The following is a 17935-nucleotide window of genomic DNA, read 5'->3' as shown; positions in this document are numbered from 1 at the left end:
AAGAGCATCCAGTCAGAACCTAATAGCTCACCTCTCCCCAGGGCTTTTCTTCCGAGGAGTCGAATGCGTCTTCGTCTTCCTCTTCAAAGAATCCGGATTTAGCCTCGCCTTCTTCTTCACCGATGGATTTGGAACTGACAATAAATTGGGCGATATTTGCATCGGTCGAGAGCTGCACAATTTTAATGATGGGAATGATATATTTTTCTTTCATCTCTTTATTCTTTTATGATCTTCTTTCCGTTGACGATATAGATACCACCAGGGGTGGGGTGAGATACGCGACGGCCTTGTAGATCGTAGGTAATTTGCTTAGTTGGATTTCCTTTAGAAATGGACTCTTGTCGAATACCCAAGGTGAGTTCGGCCTTAGCTGCTTCGAAGTCGAAAACAAACGATTTGCCCGCAGCTGCAATAGGATGTCCGTCGGGAATGCGAAGTCCGGCTCTATGGGCTTTCAATTTTATGCTAGCTCCCTTACGGCTGCCCTGCCAATAGAAGCCTTGTCCAAATTGCCCCTTACCAAAGATATAGTAGAAACCACCAGGGGTGTTGAGTTCTTGCTCAGTGGTGACACCTACAAGCAGATTGTCGGTAATGACCACCGGTGTTCCTATGGTGAGAGCAGCACGGTAGGTAATGGTTTGGTTCTTCATCGCTTTGTTTTCGATGATAACAGGGGTTCCGGCTGGAATAATCGTTCCGGCTGGAAAAGCCTGCAACTTGGCATCGGCATATATCTTAGCGTTGGCATGATGTTTTAAGCCTTTGACGATATAGGCTGTGCAGCCCGCAGGAACCTCAAAATTTTCACTCTCAAGATACAGGCTGGTATAACCGTTTTTACTCAAGGTAAATTGCTCGCGATACATGTTGAGAATAGAACTGCCATCTCGTTTCTTTTGCCAGTAGGGCGAAGCTTTATAAGCAGCCGTCGCATCGGCAGGCACATAAATGTATTTAAGGCCATCGGTTATGAGCCCAATAGCAGAGCTCAGATAAGATCCGTTTGTTCCGTCGTAGATTGGTGGAATTTGTGGCAGCATATATAGTTCTTCCAGTCCCATGGCTCTATAATAGATCACCTCGCAATAACTTTCTAAACTGGCTGGTATTACTAATTTTTTCAGTTGATGACTGAAACCCAAAAAATGGTCACTCTTAATTCGCTTTAACGTACTGGGGAGTTTAAAATCGACCAAATTCAACATGCCCTCGATTCCTGAATGCCAAAAAATATGAGGATTGCTTGTTGGAGCTTCGATCCCGAACTGTGTAACGGTATAGGTATTTCCGTTGTACTCTACTGTTTCGGGGATATGCAACTTGGTTAATGAATGATAGACTATTCCAGATCCGTTAGGGGCAGAAAATGCCACTTCTTTTTTATCTTCATCAATAATTTTGTAATACAACATTGTGTGGTCGCTGTTCTCTTTCGAGAAATCGTAATACTTTGCAGGTTGTCCCGATACACCTACCCATAGCATTGCCATGAGACAGGTTAAAAAGAGCTTACATCTCTCCATAGTTCTTTTGTTTTTAAGTAAATAATTGGTGGAAAAACAGACGTTTCTCTACACTTCGAAAAGTGAGAGAAACGGGTATGATCTACTGCATGCACAAAAGCCTCGCAGAGCCTTTGTTTCAGATAGGTTGCACGCTTTTCGCGCGCGCGTAGGATAAAGTGAAAAAGTGTTACACTACCAATAGGTGCGCATATGGTGTGTGTGTGTGTGTGTGTGTGTGTGTGTGTGTGTGTGTGTGTGTGTGTGTAAGGTAGTCATTTCCTTGGAGACTACCAAGGGAAAGGCGTTAAAAGATGCAGAAAAGTTGAAGCTTTTCTGCTCTCCTGCTATACCTTTATTATATATGCTCACACGTTGCATTGTTTCTGTTCTGTTCTTTTCTTTTGCCTTTCTGCCTGAAAGAGTCTGTTACTCTGCTTGAAAGACGGCGCAAAGGTAACACAATCTTTCGGGCTGAGCAAGTTTTCGGTGGAAAAGAATGCGAGGCCGGGGCAGAGCGGAACGCTGGGACTACAGCAATTCTGCGGGGTGGGAGATGAGCGTCGTGGCACCCGAGCGCAATAGGAAATCGCTATCGCGAAAGCCCCACAGCACGCTCACGCAGGGTAGATTGCTGTTGCGGGCTGTGGCGATATCTACGTCGCTGTCGCCGATGTAGACGGCGTTCGTGCTCGGCACGCCCAATTGGGTCAGGGCCTCAAGAACGGTGTCGGGGGCGGGCTTGGGGCGGATGTCTTCGCGCTGACCGATGGCTACGGAGAGGTAGGGCGCGAAGAAGTGGCGGCAGAGGGCTTGTGTGGCTGGCTGGAACTTGTTGCTCACCACGGCGAGGTGTTTTCGGCGGCGGCAAAGTTCGGCAAGCAGTTCGGGAATGCCGGGGTAGGGGGCGGTGTGGTCGAGACTGTGGGACAGATAGTGGCGGCGAAACTCGGCCAAGATGTCGGCGAAGAGTGGGTTCTGCTCTCCATCGGGCGTGGCCCGCTCCATGAGCTTCTTGACGCCGTTGCCCACGAAGAGGCGCACTTCTTCCAGTGTGCGAGGAGGCAGACCGTGGGCGACGAGGGCGTGGTTGCAACTCTGGGCCAGATCGGCGAGCGTGTCGAGCAGCGTTCCGTCGAGGTCGAAGACGTAGGTGTCGTATTCTTTCATCATCATTCCTTTTTGGGAGTTGTCCTCCTCCCCAAATACTGGCGGAAAAGGCCGCGGGAAGAGGTGCTGCAAAGGTATAAAATAAACACATAGCGAAAAAGTAAATTTGGGCAAAGCGTAGCGAATTAGCTGATAGAGCGTTCGTTACGCTTTGTTTTTCTATGGGGACATAGCCAACGAAATACCACCTTAAAGCCAAACGGTGCAGAAGTTCAGTTACCACCTCGTTACTCCCGTAACGGGTGCAGATTTCTTGCTAAAAGGTTCTGTTTCTGCGTTTTGCGTAGATTTACATAGCTGTCGGCAACTCACTAAGAACTAATTTTATAACTAAAAAAAAGAGTGAGTTATGCGTAGTACATTCAAGGTATTATTTTAGAGGAAGAAAGGCAGCGAGAAGCCGAACGGCAACCTGCCTCTGATGTGCCGTATCACGGTGGACGGCGAGATTAAACAGTTCAGTTGTAAGATGGACGTTCCCCCACGCTTGTGGGACGTGAAGAACAACCGTGCTTCGGGCAAGAGCGTCAAAGCGCAGAGAATCAACCTTGCGGTAGATAAAATCCGTGTGGAGGTAAACCGCCGCTATCAAGAGTTAATGCAGACGGACGGTTATGTTACCGCCGCCAAACTCAAAGACGCCTATCTCGGTATCGGCATCAAGCAGGAAACATTGCTGAAGCTGTTCGAGCAGCATAACGCCGAGTTTGAGAAGAAAGTCGGGCACAGCAGGGCGCAGGGTACATTTACCCGTTATCGGACGGTCTGCAACCATATTCGGGAGCTCCTGCCCCATACCTACAAGCGTGAGGACATCCCGTTAAAGGAACTAAACCTCACGTTCATCAACGATTTCGAGTTTTTTTGCGCACAGAGAAGAAATGCCGCACCAATACCGTGTGGGGCTACATGATTGTGTTGAAGCATATCGTTTCCATTGCGAGGAACGACGGACGTTTGCCCTTTAATCCCTTTGCCGGATATATCAACTCTCCCGAAAGCGTGGACAGGGGCTACCTCACCCGAACGGAGATACAGACGCTCATGGACGCACCGATGAAGAATGCCACCCACGAGCTTGTACGGGACTTGTTCGTCTTTTCGGTGTTCACGGGTTTGGCGTATTCGGACGTGAAGAACCTCACCGCCGACCGCCTGCAAACCTTCTTCGACGGCAACCTGTGGATAATCACCCGAAGAAAGAAGACCAACACCGAATCGAACATCCGCCTTTTGGACGTTCCCAAACGTATCATCGAAAAGTACAAGGGACTGGCTCGGGACGGTCATGTTTTCCCCGTTCCGAGTAACGGCAGTTGCAACAAGATACTCAAAGATATAGGCAGACAATGCGGTTTCAAGGTGCGCTTGACCTACCATGTGGCGCGTCACACGAATGCCACGACCGTGCTTCTGTCGCACGGCGTACCCATCGAAACGGTGAGCCGCCCTTTGGGACATACCAACATAAAGACCACCCAGATTTACGCCAAAATCACCGCCCAGAAGATAAGCCAAGACATGGAAACCTTGTCGCACAAGTTGGAGGATATGGAGAAGAATATCTACCGAGCCATTTAATTAAGAACAGAATACCGATGAAAGAAGAAAGGAACATTATCACGATGGACGGGCAGGGCAATATCTCCTTGCCGAGCGATATAGGCGCAACCGCCATGACCGAGTGGGAAATTCGCGAACTGTTCGGGGTTATCGCCCCGACGATACAAAAAATCATTGTTTCACAAGCCAAAAAAGAAAGAATATATGGGTTTCGTAGTTTTACACATGGAAAAGGCGCACGGCAGCGACAGCGGAACGACCGCACATATCGATCGTTTCATCATTCCGAAGAACGCCGACCCCACACGCACCCACCTGAACCGCAGGCTCATCGGCTATCCCGACGGAGTGAAAGACCGTTCGGCGGCTGTTCAGAGAAGACTCGAAGAAGCGGGACTGACACGCAAAATCGGAAGCAACCAAGTATGGGCAATCCGCATCAACGTGTCGGGAACGCACGAGGACATGAAGCGGATAGAGGAAGAGGGGCGTTTGGACGAGTGGTGCGCCGACAATCTGAAATACTTCGTCGACACGTTCGGAAAGGAGAACATCGTGGCGGCTCACCTGCACAGGGACGAGGAAACGCCGCACATACACGTCACGCTCGTTCCCATCGTCAAGGGAGAGCGAAAGTGCAGGAAAAGGGAGGAACAGACGAAGAAGCGATATCGCAAGAAACCGACCGACACCGTGAGGCTGTGCGCAGACGATATTATGACACGGCTGAAATTGAAGTCCTACCAAGATACCTATGCCGAAGCGATGGCGAAATACGGGCTGCAAAGGGGCATAGATGGCTCGAAGGCTCGCCACAAGTCCACGCAGCAGTATTATCGGGATATACAGAAACTCGCCGACAATCTCAAAGCGGAAGTGGTGGACTTGCAGCAGCAGAAAGAAACGGCACGGGAAGAGCTAAGATGGGCGAAAAAAGAAATACAGACCGAGAAGCTGAAAGGGGCGGCAACCACCGCAACCGCCAACATCGCCGAGAGCGTCGGTTCTCTTTTCGGCAGTAACAAGGTCAAGACATTGGAAAAAGAGAACACCGCCCTGCATAGGGAGATAGCCGACCACGAGGAAACCATCGAAGCCCTGCAAGATAGGATACAGACCATGTAGGCAGACCACAGCCGGGAGATACGGGAAATGCAGCAAAAGCATGGCAGGGAGATAGCAGACAAGGACACAAGGCACAAGCAGGAAATATCGTTTCTGAAAGCGGTAATCGCAAGGGTGGCGGCATGGTTTCCCTATTTCCGTGAAATGCTCCGTATCGAAAACCTCTGCCGCCTTGTCGGGTTCGATGAAAGGCAGACCGCAACGCTCGTCAAGGGAAAGCTGTTGGAGTATGCGGGGGAACTCTATTCGGAGGAACACAAGCGGAAATTCACGACTGAAAAGGCAGGGTTTCAAGTGCTGAAAGACCCCACCGACGGGACGAAACTAGTTCTTGCCATTGACCGAAAGCCTATTGCCGAATGGTTCAAGGAACAGTTCGAGAAGTTAAGGCAGAACATACGTCGACCAATACAACCGCAAAGGAAAGGTAGGGGAATTTAAGTGGAAATAGCTAAATAATTAGCTGTACTACAATCGTTATATTTAAGTAAACCAAATTATTGGCTTGCTATAGTGCATAAACGAAATAAAAGTAGTAAATTTGCCAAATAATGACAAATTGAAAAAATATTCGAATGTTATTCGCTCAAAAGATCAAAGCGGCCAGAGTCCGAAGCGGATTGTTGCAAAAGCAATTGGCTTCGGCTTTGAATATAGATGTCCCTATGTATAGCCGAATAGAACGCGGAGACAGGCAAGCTAAAAAGGAGCAAGTGGTATTGCTTTCGGATATCTTGAATATCGAACGGGAAGAGTTGTTGAGCTTTTGGATTGCGGATAAGATAAATGTAATTATCGGAGACGATAAAAACATTGCAGATAAAGCATTGAAGACTATAATTGACAATAGAAATGGAAATAAAGACTATACACACGCTTATTAACGGAGATAGCAGGAATCTTTCTCTTATGCCGGACAAATCCGTCCATCTGATCATTACGTCGCCCCCGTATTGGCAATTGAAAGATTATGGGAGTGATGGGCAAATAGGATTTCATGATAGTTACGAAAGTTATATCAACAATCTGAATATGGTTTGGGCGGAGTGCAATCGAGTATTGCATGACGGTTGCCGTTTGTGCATAAATATAGGAGACCAATTCGCTCGTTCCGTCTATTACGGACGTTATAAAGTGATTCCCATAAGAACCGAAATCATACGTTTTTGCGAAGCTCTCGGAATGGATTATATGGGAGCCGTAATTTGGCAGAAGCAAACAACGATCAATACGACAGGGGGAGGAGCTGTTATGGGTAGTTTTCCTTATCCTCGAAACGGTATTTTGAAAATAGATTACGAATTTATCCTAATTTTCAAAAAACAAGGTAAGGCTCCCGTTCCCGCTATTGAGCAAAAGCAATGTTCGGAAATGACAAAAGATGAATGGAATACATTTTTTGCTTCCCATTGGAATTTCGGTGGGGCTAAACAAGACGGACACATTGCGGTATTTCCTGAAGAATTGCCGCACCGTTTGATAAAAATGTTCTCTTTTGCTGGAGAAACGGTATTCGATCCATTCATGGGTAGCGGGACTACGGCTTTGGCAGCGCGTAATCTGCAACGTAATTCTATCGGGTATGAAATAAATCCCGATTATAAAAGATACTATGAGGAAAAGGTCACTTCATCCTTTTCGTTCGGCAATGTAGAATATAGATACAGCAACGATAGATCTGTTTTCGACATGGACGAAAAGAAGAAAACTTTGCCTTATATATTCAGTGACCTACACAAAATGGAAAGCAAAATCGAGATTAAGAAGTTGCAATTCGGTTCACGGATAGATAAAGACAAGAAAGAACGGGAAGAGTATTTTTCTGTAAAAACGATCTTGTCACCAAATACTATTGTATTGAACAATGGACTTACCATACGACTGCTCGGAATCAAAGAAAAGCCATCTGTCAATGGTAATGCGACAAAATTTCTTGCGGAAAAGACAAAAGGAAGGAAGGTCTTTTTACGTTACGATGCCATAAAGTATGATGATAAAGATTTGTTGTTGTGCTACTTATACTTAGACAACAAAACTTTTATAAATGCACATATGCTGAAAAACGGTTTGGCAGACGTGGACTATTCTTTTGATTTCAAATATAAAAACAAATTCGAGAAACTGATAAACCTATAACGTTATGGATAGATATTCAATGAATTTCGGGAGAAAGGAACGCGTGCTGAACTACGCTTGCCAAACATACCAATTATCCCGTCCGAATAAAGTAGGTGCTGTAATGGCTCTTATTCGCGATTGCCAACCTTCTTCGTTCGATGAATGGCAATCATGGTATTTCGAGAATGCTCATACCGCAGGAAAAAATCCGACGAAAATCACAGTCGAAAGTCTCCATGAATTGGGTGAACGGTTGTATGCAAAAATTACGGAAGTCGTGATTCCGGAATGGGAAGCTGTTTTTCGTGAATTGACAGAACAGGACTGCATTGACTATATATACAATCTGACTATAAATCGTACTTATGACGGTTATATACGAGAAAAGTCTGTAATCAATGACGGATTGGTTAAAGTATTTCCTAATATCAACTTCGAAGAAAGCGATCCCGAATTGGATCATGCTGGAGATATTGATTATATCGCAAAAATCGGAGATAAAGCCATAGGCATACAAATCAAACCGATAACAGCGAGTGCCAATTTCGGTAGTTATTCGCTGACTGAGCGAATGAAAGCGAGTTTCGAATCGTTCAAAGAACGATATGGCGGTAATGTGTTTATCGTATTCAGCTTAGATGGAGAAATTGCCAATAAAGAGGTTATAGGTCAGATTCAATCCGAAATAGATCGGTTGTCGAATTGAGCACACTCTGTTTTTGAAATCGGATTATGAAAGGAAAGAATATCAAAAACGAATCGCTCCCATCTATTGAAGTTATCGACTTATTTTGCGGTATCGGCGGATTGAGCTTCGGGATGAAAAGCAAGGGATTCAATATCCTTGCAGGGTATGATATTGATGCGACCTGCCGGTATGCTTATGAAACGAATAACAATGCAAAATTCATATATAAGGATATTAAAACGGTGTCTCCGGATGAAATCCGCACAGCCTACGGCAAAGGATCTATTAGAGTGTTGGCAGGATGCGCCCCTTGTCAACCGTTTTCGTCGTATGCATTCAAAAACAAAAAGAAAGATCCGAATAAATACGATTTATTATATGAATTCGGACGATTGGTCAAGGCTGTTCATCCCGACATCGTTACGATGGAAAACGTGGCTCAAATCTTATCTTTCAAGGAAAAGCCCGTTTTATCCGATTTCGAGAATCTTTTGAAAAATGAAGGATATCATGTGTGGGTAAATCCAGTATATTGCCCCGATTACGGAATACCGCAAAATAGGAAAAGATTGGTGTTATTAGCATCGCGATTGGGAAATATCGAGTTGATCAACCCGACGCATAAGCCTAACGAGTACAAAACGGTGAAAGAAACGATCGGAGATTTACCCGAACTCAAAGCCGGAGAAACCGATAAAAACGATCCATTGCATAGAGCCAAAGCATTATCGCCATTAAATCTCGAACGTCTTCATCATACTCCGTACGGAGGCAGTTGGAAAGATTGGCCGAAGGATTTACAATTACGGTGTCATAAAACCGATAACGGACGCTCGTTTGGTAGTGTCTACGGTAGAATGGTTTGGGAAAAACCAGCCCCTACTATGACAACTCAATGCACTGGTTTAGGCAACGGCAGATTCGGACATCCTATACAAGATCGTGCTATTTCCATTAGAGAAGCTGCTCTTATACAAACTTTCCCGATGACGTATAAATTTTTCGCTGACGAAGAGTATGTCGCTATTACAAAAGCATCGAGATATATCGGCAATGCCGTTCCACCGAGACTGGGAGAAGTCATAGCCGAGAGTATTATATGCCATTTGACGCGAATTGTCAACTAACTCCATGAATATTTATATGAAAGAATATCAGCTTAATGTCGATCCTCGGATTTTAGAGTTGTTGGGACCGAATCTTTATACGAATATTTATTATGTATTGGCCGAACTTGTCGCTAATGCGTATGATGCAGATGCACATAATGTATATATCATTTCTAATAAAGACGATATCAGAATCGAGGATGATGGGCATGGTATGTCTTATCAGAATGGAGAAGTAAAGAAGTTCTTGAACGTAGCCGGTGTCTCTCGAGTTAAAGAAGAAGAATCTATGACACGTTCCGGAGAGAGACGAAAAATGGGACGAAAAGGCGTTGGTAAGTTGGCGGCATTGTCTGTTTCCGAATCCGTTGATGTAATGACTATCAGCGATAACGAGAAATCCGGTTTCGTTTTATCTCGTAGACCGATAGACGGGAATAAGTTACGACCTATTGCCGATGATGATATAAAATTCGTGTATATTCAAGAGCATGGAACAGCGATCGTAATGAGGAATCCTCAATACAGATTGAATAAATCTATGGATTCGGTTAAACGGAATTTGTTAAAAATATTCCCATTAGTCAACGATAATTTCAAAATACACATAATCAGAGGCAATGAAACCGTTACAATAGACACCTTTGACGAAAATATTGCAAAAGAGTTATGTGCATTTATATCTTTAGGGGATGACTTTTCCGATTTAGCAAAAAATATTCCTAACCAATATCCGACAAAACGAACTGAATTAGTTGAGCATAGAGAGCCGTATACAGAGCCAATCAATCTGAAAGACAATGCAGGAAAAGATCATGAATATACGCTTAAAATAATGGGATGGATCGGGGCATACGCTTCTACAAGAGGGCGTAAAGCGGCACTTACCGATTTCCCCGACAACTTCATATCCTTATATGCGAATAAAAAAATGGGAGAGTTCAATATTTTGCCGATAGTCGGTCAAAATAAATTGAATGAAGTTTATGTAGTTGGACAACTATATATCGATTTGTTCGAATTATCGGAACTTCCAGATATGGCATTGAGCAATAGGCAAGGCTATAAGTCCGACGACCCACGATATGAGGCCGTTATAAAATATGTGCGAACTATTCTACTTCCGGATATTCTTCGGAAAAGAGGTTTGTTTTCTAATGAACAGAATAGAGAGAAGAAGCAACGTAAATTGAATGAACAAAAAAATACAGAAGAAAAATTTAGAAAAGCCGTTGATACATTCAGAAATATAGTGAGTGAAAATGCAGCTGAAAGTATAGGACGATTAGCACCAGATTCTTCGAGAGAAACGATCGAACAAGTCATATCCGATGCGATCAATAATAATGCTAATGCTTTAGGATTAAAAACCGTAGTGGATTCCCAGAAAAAGAAAATACTGATTAGTCACGCTTCTAAAGACAAAGCATTAGCTGATTTGATATACTCATTTTTAGTATTTAATAACATTCCGCCCGAAGATATCTTATACACGAGTTGCGACGATGAAATTAGCCGCATTCCCGAAGGGACTGCATCAATATATAACTATTTACGGGATTTCTTTGTGGAAAGTTACTCTAATCAAAAAATCTTCGTCATATTCGTTACGAGTGATAACACCCCGAGTGCATGGGGTGCGATGACAGAAATTGGAGCATCTTGGATCACACAAGTAGATAATAGAATCTTTAATATTCCCCCATTCCGACCGCAACATCCCTTAAATGATGAAGCTTTATGGCATAGTACGGAACGAAACGAGAATGATGAACTATGTATGACCAAACTAAATGCCGATATTTTTTGCCAGAAAATAGAAGCGACTTGCGACAAGCTCGGCTATGCAAAGAAAAGTCGTAAAGAAAATATGGATCATCTTAAAGAACGAATCGTTATTAAGTAGAGATGGCAGACACGGTCAGTAAAGAAAAACGTTCGGAAATAATGTCTCATGTCACAGGAAAGGAAACAAAACCGGAAAAGATTGTCCGAAAATATCTGTTTGCTCAAGGTCTGCGATATCGAAAAAATGTAAAACGGTTGCCGGGAACTCCGGATATCGTTCTTCAAAAGTACAAGGCTGTAATATTCGTGAATGGTTGTTTTTGGCATGGACATCAAGGATGTAAATATGCTCATTTACCATCTACGAATTTGGAATATTGGGAGAAGAAGATTGCGGATAATTTAGAAAGGGACAAACGTAAAACGCAAGAATTAGAAAGGTTTGACTATCGAGTATCTGTTGTATGGCAATGCCAATTAAAACCCAAAGTTAGAGAACAAAATTTGAGAAATCTATACAACAATATCGTTGAACATACGTAAAATGCCAATCGCTATATACCATAGCCTTCATAAGCAAGAAAATTATTGCTATAAGTTGAGTGTTTTAAGTTATTTGACTATCTTTGCAGTGAGAAGAGTTATTTGACAGCATAGCAACGCAAAACGCTGAAATTCGCACAGTTTCCAAATCGTTACCTCTATTTCTCAAATAATTCGCTAAAAGTTTATTTCTCAATCGGTTAAGTCAAACCGAGAAAAATCTAAAATATAATTGATCCCTCGTCCGTTGTCGTTTTTAATTGCTACCTTTGCGCCGAATTTACAGCAACGAACAATGAATCAGAATTGTGTGAAGAAGTATCTCATTCCAGCCGGAATCTGCGTGCTGATGATCGTAGTCATCATCTATTATTATTTCTTTTCGGCGTTGATCGTGGGTTCGGCCACGCGCTACGTGTATGTGGATGGCGACGATAACATCGATTCCGTCTATGCCAAGTTACAGATTGCGGGACAGAGCCATGCGTTGACGGGATTCCGAACCTTGACGCGCCACAGCTCTTACGCCGAGCATATTCGTCCGGGTCGCTACGCCCTGGAGCCGGGGCAGGGTGCCTTTGTGGTGTTTCGGCATTTGAAAAACGGGATGCAGGCTCCGGTGAATCTGACTATTCCCAGCGTGCGAACACTCGACCGACTGGCGGCCGAGGTGAGTAAGCGGCTGATGATGGACAGCACCGATTTGCTGCGCGTGTTACGCCAGCCGCAGATCTGCGCTCGCTATGGCGTAGACACGGCTACGGTGATCTCGCTTTTCATCCCCAATACCTACGACGTGTACTGGAACATTTCGCCCGAGAATCTGCTCGAGCGGATGCAGCGGGAGAGTCGCCGCTTCTGGAACGTCGACCGCACGGCCAAGGCTCGGGAGCTCCGCCTCTCGCCTGTACAGGTGATGACACTGGCCAGCATCGTCGACGAGGAAACGGCCAATGAGGCCGAGAAACCCATGGTGGCCGGCATGTATTACAACCGGCTTATGCTCCGCAACGCCGAATATCCTAACGGAATGCCCCTTCAGGCCGACCCCACCATCAAGTTTGCCTGGAAACGCTTCGACCTGCGCCGCATTTATAACAAACTGCTCCACATCGACAGTCCTTACAACACCTACCGCAACGCCGGTCTGCCTCCCGGTCCTATCCGCATTCCCAGCGTGTCGGGCATCGATGCCGTGCTGGGGCTGGTGCATCACGACTACCTTTACATGTGTGCCAAGGAGGATTTCAGCGGTACGCACAACTTTGCCCGAACCTATCGGGAGCATTTGGCCAATGCGGCAAAGTATTCGAAGGCTCTCAACGAGAGAGGCATCCAATAACCTTGGCCAAGAAAACGAATGACGCTACACATCTTCAACCCTGAACACGATTTGGTGCTGGCATCGGCTGCCGGGAGCTTCACGCCTCCGAAAGCGGTGCGCGCTTTGCAGGCCGATCTGGGTTTTCTGCCCGCTCTGTGGGCCGAGGAGGGCGACTGGGTGCTGGTGGCCGACGTCGAGGCTGCCCGCCAGCGTCTGCGCCACTTCAAACGCCCCTGCAAAGCCGTGCATCTCGTCGACGAGGAACAGCTCGCCCGTCTTCTACGCTCTTCTGCCGCTACCAGCAACCTGAGGATAGAGCCCTGGGGATGGGATCGGCATCTCAAGGCGCGGCTTGCCGACATGGGTGTGGCACCGACGTTGCTACCCACAGACGAATGGCTCGCAGGCGTTCGCCAACTCAGTTCGCGGGTGTGGGCGGCCGAACAACTTCTGCCGCAGCTCCGCCGTCGGCTCGAAGACGCAGCCGGGCGCGATGCTTTCACGGGACGGTCGTTCGTGGTGACCTCGACAGACGAGCTTTCCGCCCTCCTGCTTCGCTATCCGCGACTGGTGGTCAAGGCTCCGTGGAGCAGCAGCGGGCGCGGCATCCGTTACATCGACGGTTGTCCCGACATCTCCACCCTGGGCTGGTGTGCCAACATGATTTCCCGGCAGGGTAGCCTCACGGCCGAGCCTTACTATCGGAAGGTGAGAGATTTTGGAATGGAATTTTCGATAGATGTTGACGGACGGGTGCAGTATCAGGGTCTTTCGCTCTTCAACACGGCGCGCCGGGCCTACACGGGCAGTCTGTTGGCTCCCGAGTCGGTCAAGCGGGCGTTGTTGGCTCGGCTTGTCGACGTGTCGCTGCTCGAGGTGGTGGCTCGCGAGCTCGGCGGTCTATTGCAAGAATGTCTTGCCGGTCGGTATGTGGGTTGTCTCGGGGTGGATATGATGATGGTCCGCACGGGCGATGCGCTGGCTCCGCTCGCTCTTCATCCTTGCGTGGAGCTGAACCTGCGCCGCACGATGGGGCATGTGGCTTTGTCGCTCTCGCCATCTGAGTTCGAGCCGCAGCAGCTCATGACCATCCATCGTTCGGGTGGTTCCTACCACCTGCGGCTTCAAATGCTGACCGACGGACTGCTCAACACGTCGGTGGTTTCGGGGTAAGGAGTAAGGAGTAAGGAGTAAGGAGTAAGTAGGAAAGGAGTAAGTAGGAAAGAAGTAAGTATGGTACGCGCTGAATGAGTCAGTGCGTATTTTTTTTGCCATATACGTTGCTACTGTACCCTACAAAACCATCGCGGAGGCAAAAATGGTGCTACTGTACCCTACAAAACCATCGCGGAGACAAAAATGGTGTTACTGTACCCTACAAAACGGCCGCGGAGGCAAAAATGGCGTTACCGTACCCTACAAAACGGCCGCGGAGGCAAAAATGGCGTTACTGAGCGGCTCAAAACGACCGCGGAGACAAAAATGGTGTTACTGTACCCTACAAAACGGCTGCGGAGGCAAAAATGGCGTTACTGAGCGGCTCAAAATGGCTGCGGAGACAAAAATGGCGTTACTGAGCGGCTCAAAACGAGCGCGGAGACAAAAATGGCGTTACTGAGCGACTCAAAACGGCTGCGGAGGCAAAAATGGTGTTACTGAGCGGCTCAAAATGGCCGCTGAGGCAAAAATGGCGTTACTGAGCGGCTCAAAACGGCCACGGAGGCAAAAATGGCGTTACTGAGCGGCTCAGCGATGGGAGGAAGGAAGGATCAGAGGTCGACGACGGTGATTCCGGCCCCGCCAAACTGCACATGCTCGTCGCGAAAGGAGGAGACGGCCGGCAGCGTGGAGAGATATTGCCGGATGAGCTGGCGGAGGATGCCGTTGCCTTTGCCGTGCAGAATGCGGACGCGGGGTATGCCCACGAGGAGAGCATCGTCGATGAAGTGCATCACGGCGTTGAGCGCCTCGTCGCCCCGTTCGCCGCGGATGTCGAGGTCTTGGCGGAATCGGTTTCGCCGCTCGTCTATCGCCTGGCGCGTAGAGGAACTCAGGGCAGAACGCAGCGGTGTGGACGCTGCTGTCGGGGCGACGCGCTCGAGGTGGTCGACGGTGGTTTTGGTGCGCATGCTGCCAAAGACCACCGTGGCCTGTCCGCCGCCATCGATGCTCTCCACCCGTCCAACGGTGGTGAGACCCCGCATGCGGACGGCATCGCCGGGGCGAAGCGTTGTCGGCAAGGACTGTTCTGCCGGTTGATCTTCCGAGGCGCGATGCTTCTGCTCTGCCTGTTGCAGGCGTTCGGCCTTTTCGGCAAGCCGTTTTTCGTGTCGCTGTTTGCGCTGGCGTATTTGCTCCATCTTGCGGGCAATGAGTTCGTCGCCAGAGGCATCGTCGGTCTGCTCCAAAGCATCGCGAAAGGTGGCAAGCTCTTGGCGCATGCGCTTGGTCTGCTCTTTTTCGGCCTGCGACTCGCGAATCTCGCGAATCGTCGTCTCGATGCGGCGGTTGCTCTCGCGCAGCAGTGCTTCGGCCTCGCTCTTGGCTCGAGAGAGAATCTCGCGGCGCGTCTGGGAAATCTCTTTTAGGTCGGTCTCATATCGATCGATGAGGGTTTGAAGGTTCTTCTCCCGACGGTGGATGTCTTGCCGTTTCCCCTCCCAGTAGCGTTTGTCGCGAACGATGTCTTGCAGGTATTTGTCGCTTTGGATGTAATCCTCGCCCGCCAGTAGGGAGGCCTCTCGAATCACTTCCTCGGGGAGCCCCGTTTTGCGGGCAATCTCGATGGCAAACGAACTGCCGGGCTGACCGATGGAGAGCTGGAAAAGGGGGCGCATGCCCTGCCGATCGTAGAGCATCGCGCCGTTGGCTACGCCGGGGTGCGTGTCGGCAAATCGCTTGAGATTCTGGTAGTGGGTGGTGATGATGCCGAAGGCGCCGCGACGGCAAAACTGCGTGAGCACGGCCTGGGCGATGGCTCCGCCGATGAGCGGTTCGGTGCCCGTTCCGAATTCGTCGATGAGTAGCAGTGTGCGCCTGTCAGAGTGGCGCAACATCTGCTTCATGTTCAGCAGGTGAGAGGAGTAGGTGCTCAGGTCGTTCTCGATGCTCTGCTCGTCGCCGATGTCGAGCATGAGATGCTCGAAAATCCCTACTTGCGAACACTCGCTCATCGGAACCGATAGGCCACACTGAAGCATGTATTGCAGTAGGGCCACGGTCTTGAGACAAACCGATTTCCCGCCGGCATTGGGACCGGAGATGATCAAGATGCGCTTCTCGGCACTTAGGCAAATGTCCAGCGGTACAACGCGCTTGCCTTGCTTCTCGAGCGAGAGACGCAGCAATGGATGCACCGCCTGCGCCCAGTCTATCTGCGCGGTGGGCAGAATGGTGGGCTCCGTGGCCTGCGTGAGAAGGGCCAACTGGGCCTTGGCGCGGATGAAGTCGATGTCGGCCAGTAGGGCGTAAGAAGCAATGAGGGCGGGGATGTGCGGACGAATCTCTTTCGATAGCTCTACGAGAATCCGAATTACCTCGCGCCTTTCTTCAGCCTCCAGCTCACGCACTCTGTTGTTGGCTTCCACCACTTCGGTGGGCTCGATGTAGACGGTTCTGCCCGAGGCCGACTCGTCGTGGACGATGCCGCCGATGCGCCGCTTCAGTCCCGGAATGATGGGGATGACGAGCCGCCCCTCGCGCATGGCCGGCGCCACGTCTTTGTCTACAAGTCCTTCCTGCTGCGCACTTCGCAGGATGGCGTTCAAGATGCGCGAGATGCTGCCCTCAGTCTGCGCCAGTTCGCTACGGATGCGTTGCAGTTCGGGCGATGCACTGTCTTTCACTCTTCCGCACTTATCGATGATGCCGTTGATGCGCCGAACCAGTTCGGGGAAGGTGACGATGCCCACCGTGAGCCGTTGTAGAGTGGGATAGAGGAAGGTGATGCTACTCGCCGATTCGATATCGCCGTCTATTGGTTCGGAAATCTCTCCCCCCGACGGCCGGTTCAAGAACAGCACGATCCGGTGCAGCGTGTCAAGCGAACGACAGAGGTCGAAGAGTTCCTGCTCCTCGAAGTGCGTTCCCTCGATTTTCAGACGGGCCAGCGGCGCGCGCAAGTCGAAGAAATATTGCAGCGGAAAGTCGGGTTCGGCCTCCTGCAACCTCCTCAACTCGCGGGTTTCGTTCATCCACGTATTCAGTTTCTGTACGTCGTGACTCATGGCGAGCTCGTCCACTCGGCTGCGACCTAAGGTCGACAAACATCGCTCGCTTAACAAAACCCTTATTTCGTTAAACCCTATTTTCTGCTCAAAGTTGGTTGGATAAATCATACTGCAAAATTACGCCTCTTTGCCGAGAACGCAAAAAATGGGCGGAAGATTTGCCTCACCGCATCTTTTGCATTACCTTTGCAGCCGACTCTTACATCAATACACATCATCGTATCGAACTGTTTGTCGCCCGCTAAGCAATGAACCCCATGGGCATCAACGCCGTGCGGAGACAAAACAAATCGGGGCTGACTGGATTTGACAGCGGGATGAAATGGTATGTAAGCACGCGGAGCGTAGGTGGCTGGCTCCATAATCCCAGTGATCAACAATTTAATTGGCGAAAACAATTACGCTCTCGCTGCCTAACTGAAGCACAGTAGGTTTTGGGCTTTATTCCGTCACCAGGTGATGGAACGAGACATCGCTCAGAGGCTGTTGTTCCGAAGCCAGCTGATATAGCGGTGCAGAGAAATCGGAAATAGTTTGCCGTTGCCTCGCACGGTGAGCGAAATTTTAGAGGATAAGGCATGGGTTGGTGGTTCGGGTCTTGCCCATGCACGAAAATGAAGTCCGAAATAAGCGTGTAGAAAGCGTATGGTTTCCCTGTTTGGACGTGGGTTCGACTCCCACCAGCTCCACAAGGCATGTCAAGAAGACATTGCGCAAAACAGTTTTATTCTTTAGAGGATGGGCCGAAATAGGCCTATCCTCTTTTCTTT

At 48.4% G+C, this 17935-nt stretch carries 12 protein-coding genes, 1 other RNA gene and 2 pseudogenes; 11 read left to right on the top strand and 4 right to left on the bottom strand.

Annotated elements, in window-relative coordinates; translation table 11 throughout:
- Positions 1–19: 19 nt before the first annotated feature.
- The 3 genes from J5A66_RS06820 to J5A66_RS06810 all read right to left on the bottom strand — a co-directional run bounded on the left by J5A66_RS06820 (position 20) and on the right by J5A66_RS06810 (position 2681).
- Positions 20–214, bottom strand: a complete 195-nt coding sequence (locus J5A66_RS06820) for a hypothetical protein (protein ID WP_211789911.1) — start codon at positions 212–214, stop codon at positions 20–22.
- Positions 215–218: 4 nt separating this feature from the next.
- Positions 219–1529, bottom strand: coding sequence for a hypothetical protein (locus tag J5A66_RS06815; RefSeq protein WP_211789910.1), 1311 nt, complete (start codon positions 1527–1529; stop codon positions 219–221).
- A gap of 510 nt (positions 1530–2039) precedes the next feature.
- Positions 2040–2681, bottom strand: coding sequence for an HAD family hydrolase (locus tag J5A66_RS06810; protein WP_371742878.1), 642 nt, complete (start codon positions 2679–2681; stop codon positions 2040–2042).
- 418 nt (positions 2682–3099) lie between these two features.
- Between J5A66_RS06810 and J5A66_RS06805 the strand changes: the two are divergent.
- From J5A66_RS06805 to J5A66_RS06760, 10 genes and pseudogenes are all read left to right on the top strand, one after another.
- Positions 3100–4259: pseudogene (locus J5A66_RS06805) on the top strand (site-specific integrase).
- A 186-nt stretch (positions 4260–4445) separates the two neighbouring features.
- A pseudogene (gene mobV / locus J5A66_RS06800) lies at positions 4446–5807 on the top strand (MobV family relaxase).
- Between the two features lie 134 nt (positions 5808–5941).
- The gene (locus tag J5A66_RS06795) at positions 5942–6250 is read left to right on the top strand and encodes a helix-turn-helix domain-containing protein (protein WP_211789909.1); all 309 of its coding nucleotides are present in this window, start codon (positions 5942–5944) and stop codon (positions 6248–6250) included.
- Positions 6219–7502, top strand: a complete 1284-nt coding sequence (locus J5A66_RS06790) for a DNA methyltransferase (protein ID WP_211789908.1) — start codon at positions 6219–6221, stop codon at positions 7500–7502. The genes J5A66_RS06795 and J5A66_RS06790 overlap by 32 nt, the downstream gene beginning before the upstream one ends.
- Before the next feature lie 4 nt (positions 7503–7506).
- Positions 7507–8190: an MjaI family restriction endonuclease gene (locus J5A66_RS06785; protein ID WP_249109934.1), complete on the top strand. Its 684-nt coding sequence runs from the start codon at positions 7507–7509 to the stop codon at positions 8188–8190.
- A 26-nt stretch (positions 8191–8216) separates the two neighbouring features.
- Positions 8217–9299, top strand: coding sequence for a DNA cytosine methyltransferase (locus tag J5A66_RS06780; protein ID WP_211789907.1), 1083 nt, complete (start codon positions 8217–8219; stop codon positions 9297–9299).
- A 16-nt stretch (positions 9300–9315) separates the two neighbouring features.
- Positions 9316–11187 (top strand): ATP-binding protein, encoded by a 1872-nt coding sequence (locus J5A66_RS06775; protein WP_211789906.1) that lies wholly within the window; start codon positions 9316–9318, stop codon positions 11185–11187.
- A 2-nt stretch (positions 11188–11189) separates the two neighbouring features.
- Positions 11190–11612, top strand: coding sequence for a very short patch repair endonuclease (locus tag J5A66_RS06770; RefSeq protein ID WP_211789905.1), 423 nt, complete (start codon positions 11190–11192; stop codon positions 11610–11612).
- 295 nt (positions 11613–11907) lie between these two features.
- The gene (mltG, locus tag J5A66_RS06765; protein WP_211789904.1) at positions 11908–12954 is read left to right on the top strand and encodes an endolytic transglycosylase MltG; all 1047 of its coding nucleotides are present in this window, start codon (positions 11908–11910) and stop codon (positions 12952–12954) included.
- 18 nt (positions 12955–12972) lie between these two features.
- A complete protein-coding gene (locus J5A66_RS06760; protein WP_211789903.1) occupies positions 12973–14109 on the top strand; it encodes a hypothetical protein in 1137 nt (378 codons plus the stop codon).
- Between the two features lie 596 nt (positions 14110–14705).
- Here J5A66_RS06760 and J5A66_RS06755 read toward each other — a convergent pair.
- Positions 14706–17273 carry an endonuclease MutS2 gene (locus tag J5A66_RS06755; protein WP_211789902.1) on the bottom strand — a complete coding sequence of 856 codons (2568 nt, stop codon included), beginning with the start codon at positions 17271–17273 and terminating at the stop codon, positions 14706–14708.
- Between the two features lie 184 nt (positions 17274–17457).
- Here J5A66_RS06755 and ssrA point away from each other — a divergent pair.
- Positions 17458–17857, top strand: a transfer-messenger RNA (tmRNA) gene (gene ssrA / locus J5A66_RS06750).
- Positions 17858–17935 lie beyond the last annotated feature (78 nt).

Origin of the sequence: Prevotella sp. oral taxon 475, assembly GCF_018127805.1 — a bacterium.
In the GTDB taxonomy this organism is placed as follows: domain Bacteria; phylum Bacteroidota; class Bacteroidia; order Bacteroidales; family Bacteroidaceae; genus Prevotella.
This window is presented reverse-complemented; position numbering and strand designations above follow the sequence as displayed.

Excerpts from the sequence above, each read along its gene's own strand:
- J5A66_RS06820 (WP_211789911.1), bottom strand. The coding sequence starts at position 214 with ATGAAAGAAAAATATATCATTCCCATCATTAAAATTGTGCAGCTCTCG.
- J5A66_RS06815 (WP_211789910.1), bottom strand. The coding sequence starts at position 1,529 with ATGGAGAGATGTAAGCTCTTTTTAACCTGTCTCATGGCAATGCTATGG.
- J5A66_RS06810 (WP_371742878.1), bottom strand. The coding sequence starts at position 2,681 with ATGATGAAAGAATACGACACCTACGTCTTCGACCTCGACGGAACGCTG.
- J5A66_RS06795 (WP_211789909.1), top strand. The coding sequence starts at position 5,942 with ATGTTATTCGCTCAAAAGATCAAAGCGGCCAGAGTCCGAAGCGGATTG.
- J5A66_RS06790 (WP_211789908.1), top strand. The coding sequence starts at position 6,219 with ATGGAAATAAAGACTATACACACGCTTATTAACGGAGATAGCAGGAAT.
- J5A66_RS06785 (WP_249109934.1), top strand. The coding sequence starts at position 7,507 with ATGGATAGATATTCAATGAATTTCGGGAGAAAGGAACGCGTGCTGAAC.
- J5A66_RS06780 (WP_211789907.1), top strand. The coding sequence starts at position 8,217 with ATGAAAGGAAAGAATATCAAAAACGAATCGCTCCCATCTATTGAAGTT.
- J5A66_RS06775 (WP_211789906.1), top strand. The coding sequence starts at position 9,316 with ATGAAAGAATATCAGCTTAATGTCGATCCTCGGATTTTAGAGTTGTTG.
- J5A66_RS06770 (WP_211789905.1), top strand. The coding sequence starts at position 11,190 with ATGGCAGACACGGTCAGTAAAGAAAAACGTTCGGAAATAATGTCTCAT.
- mltG (WP_211789904.1), top strand. The coding sequence starts at position 11,908 with ATGAATCAGAATTGTGTGAAGAAGTATCTCATTCCAGCCGGAATCTGC.
- J5A66_RS06760 (WP_211789903.1), top strand. The coding sequence starts at position 12,973 with ATGACGCTACACATCTTCAACCCTGAACACGATTTGGTGCTGGCATCG.
- J5A66_RS06755 (WP_211789902.1), bottom strand. The coding sequence starts at position 17,273 with ATGATTTATCCAACCAACTTTGAGCAGAAAATAGGGTTTAACGAAATA.